This is a genomic window from Moorena sp. SIO2C4, assembly GCF_010672485.1.
Taxonomy (GTDB): Bacteria; Cyanobacteriota; Cyanobacteriia; order Cyanobacteriales; family Coleofasciculaceae; genus Moorena; species Moorena producens.
The window spans coordinates 1-2,359 of sequence record NZ_JAAHGN010001122.1 but is presented as its reverse complement, the minus strand read 5'-3'; the positions used below and the strand labels follow the sequence as shown (position 1 = coordinate 2,359).

The window sequence follows — 2,359 nt, the reverse complement described above, 5'->3', positions numbered from 1 at the left end:
GCGACCCGTGGCGAATTAAATTACGGGTCAAGGGCACCTAAGCGGTCTTGGGGAGGCAGCGCGGTCTTGGGGAGGCAGCGCCTTCATGCGGGGGTTTCCCCCATGAGCGACTGCCGTGGTCCCCCCCGGAGACGAAACCTTAGACAGGGGAGCCTTTATGGTTGGTAGGTTATGCAAAAAAGGGTTAAAACTTATTGATTAAGGCTCCCCTGTCTTACGGTAACTTCAAACCATGAGCGACTGCCGTGGTTTCCACGGGGCTGAGAAGGTGCGGACGCAGGTTCCTCACACAGAACCAAAACCATGAGCGACTGCATCAAGAAAGGAAGGGAAGTCATAGGTATTGTCGATTGTGAATAACTCGATTTATCGTTGTATATCTTGGTTCCAATAAGAACCTCCTGGTAATTGAGTTAAATAGTCATTAATAAATAAAGGTAAATCCTTTTTTGAATGGAGGTATGTCAAAGCCAGCAAATCTTGAGTTGTTTGCCTGAGCTGAGCTCTATCTACTAGTTTTGAAAGTTGAGCTGGAGTATAGGCACCATTGAGAACCTCCACACTCGCCGTGGAAATTGCTGCCTCCAGTTCATTGTCAATCAATGACTGCCATTGATCAGCATTGATAGTATAGGATTTTTGGTTATCTTTGAGATTCAGTTTTTGGATTTCCCGAATGAAATCACGAATTGAAGCTGCCCAAGAATTTGCCAAACGCTCCTCTACTTGGTTTTTAATCAAGTTAATCAATGCCTTGTTTAAATAGGATTCAATCTGATGCAGAGTTGCGCGTTTAGTCATCTGTTCCAACTCATCTACAATTGCTAAGGCATCTGCGTAGCGTCCCTCTAGGATACTTATTCTGAGATCGATTAATTCTTGAGTCATACCCCAGTCCTCACAGATTTATGGTTCCCTTTAGCCTATCGAAGAAACTGCACAAGTCATCTGGCACGCATATTAACTGAATAAAGTCAATAGCACGGTGCTAGGAAAATAGCTTCGAGGGCAAAAAATAGTTAACGGATCTAAGCGATGGCAGTATCGGTTAGATGGGTAAAGTGTGGAAAGTGTGGAAAGTGTGGAAAGTGTGGGGGAATGGGGAGGTGTGAAAAATGTGGAAACTGTGGAAAATGTGGAAAGTGTGGGAAAATGGGGAGGTGTGGGAGGTGTGGGGAGATGGGGAGGTGTGGGAGGTGTGGGGAGATGGGGAGATGGGGATAATTTTCAGGGGCTTGTGTAATTAATCCTTGCATCGGCTTTTCCATTAGCCTTTTAGGTATTGGTCAATCCCAAATCCGATGCAAATCCAAGAAAAAACCTGGTAAAACCTCCTGACCAGACAACTCAACAGGATTATCTAATATTTCTACTGTTAAACCCGGTCGATAAACTTCAACTTGGCGTTTTTGGGGATTGATTAACCAGCCTAAATTAGCACCATTTTCGATATACTCAACCATCTTATCTTGCCAAGATTTAAGAGTATCTGAACTAGATCGTAACTCCACTACAAAATCAGGACAAATATTGCAGGGTAAGCGCAAGAAAAAATTGCCCATAATGTGCATTGGCTGGATATCGGTTGATCGTGGCTCGAAACCCCTATAATCTCGTAGAACTTTATTCTCAATAGAGTTTAATAGTTGAGAATGAACCCAGTTTTTTATCAATAAGCTACAGCTTATTGATTCTTGCGCTTACCCTGACAAATATTGGGAAAAGTTACTAGGGCGTGTCTGCAAACTGCTATAGTGAAGTAAAATGATTCAGGTATTGTGATGAGAGCGCTCGCTGAAAAACTTGCCTCGACTGAGATCGCAAGAGGAGACTTAACAGATTCCCAATGGGAAAAAATTGGGAGCATCCCATTTTGGAAAAAAGAGACAATTTATTCGCGATTTATAATCGCGAATAATATCCCGACTTAGATATCTTTAAGCTCGGAGTCGAAAGAAATATCTAATAAGCTATTTTTAAGAGAATCAATAGTTTTTTGTAATTCGGAAACTATGGTTCTTCTCGCTACAGCCATCACCCCGGCAACATGGGCTTCACTTCCAGCCTTCCCCAAATGCTTATATTTACTTAACTTGGGCGCTTTACCTGTGGTTGTGAAGGAGGGTGAACTGGCTTGTAATTTGTAATAAGCTGTTCGGCATTTAAATTGGTATAATAAAAATTAATAAATAACCCAATAATAGGAAATATGCCAGCAAAAAATTATCTGACAGCAAAAAACAATACTTCAAAAAGCCTTAAAAATAGAAGAAAATGGAAATATTAGAGAACGTATTTTAATTTTGCTGTTGTTGAATAGTGGAAAAACACAGTTAGAAATTGCTGAAGTTTTGGGTTG

Annotated in this window: 3 protein-coding genes and 2 pseudogenes; 2 read left to right on the top strand and 3 right to left on the bottom strand. The window is 41.5% G+C overall.

Annotated features, from left to right (window positions below; all coding sequences use genetic code 11):
• Positions 1 to 366: 366 nt before the first annotated feature.
• Positions 367 to 888: a DUF29 family protein gene (locus F6K20_RS34525; protein WP_008185992.1), complete on the bottom strand. Its 522-nt coding sequence runs from the start codon at positions 886 to 888 to the stop codon at positions 367 to 369.
• Between the two features lie 175 nt (positions 889 to 1,063).
• On the opposite strand from F6K20_RS34525, the gene F6K20_RS34520 reads away from it, so the two are divergent.
• The gene (locus F6K20_RS34520; RefSeq protein WP_287297808.1) at positions 1,064 to 1,243 is read left to right on the top strand and encodes a hypothetical protein; all 180 of its coding nucleotides are present in this window, start codon (positions 1,064 to 1,066) and stop codon (positions 1,241 to 1,243) included.
• Positions 1,244 to 1,286: 43 nt separating this feature from the next.
• Here the strand turns inward: F6K20_RS34520 and F6K20_RS34515 are convergent.
• Together F6K20_RS34515 and F6K20_RS34510 are read right to left on the bottom strand one after the other, a co-directional pair.
• A pseudogene (locus F6K20_RS34515) lies at positions 1,287 to 1,532 on the bottom strand (Uma2 family endonuclease); the annotation flags it as partial.
• Between the two features lie 395 nt (positions 1,533 to 1,927).
• A complete protein-coding gene (locus F6K20_RS34510) occupies positions 1,928 to 2,074 on the bottom strand; it encodes a hypothetical protein (protein ID WP_287297806.1) in 147 nt (48 codons plus the stop codon).
• A gap of 169 nt (positions 2,075 to 2,243) precedes the next feature.
• Between F6K20_RS34510 and F6K20_RS34505 the strand changes: the two are divergent.
• A pseudogene (locus F6K20_RS34505) lies at positions 2,244 to 2,359 on the top strand (IS630 family transposase); the annotation flags it as partial.

Excerpts from the sequence above, each read along its gene's own strand:
- F6K20_RS34525 (WP_008185992.1), bottom strand. The coding sequence starts at position 888 with ATGACTCAAGAATTAATCGATCTCAGAATAAGTATCCTAGAGGGACGC.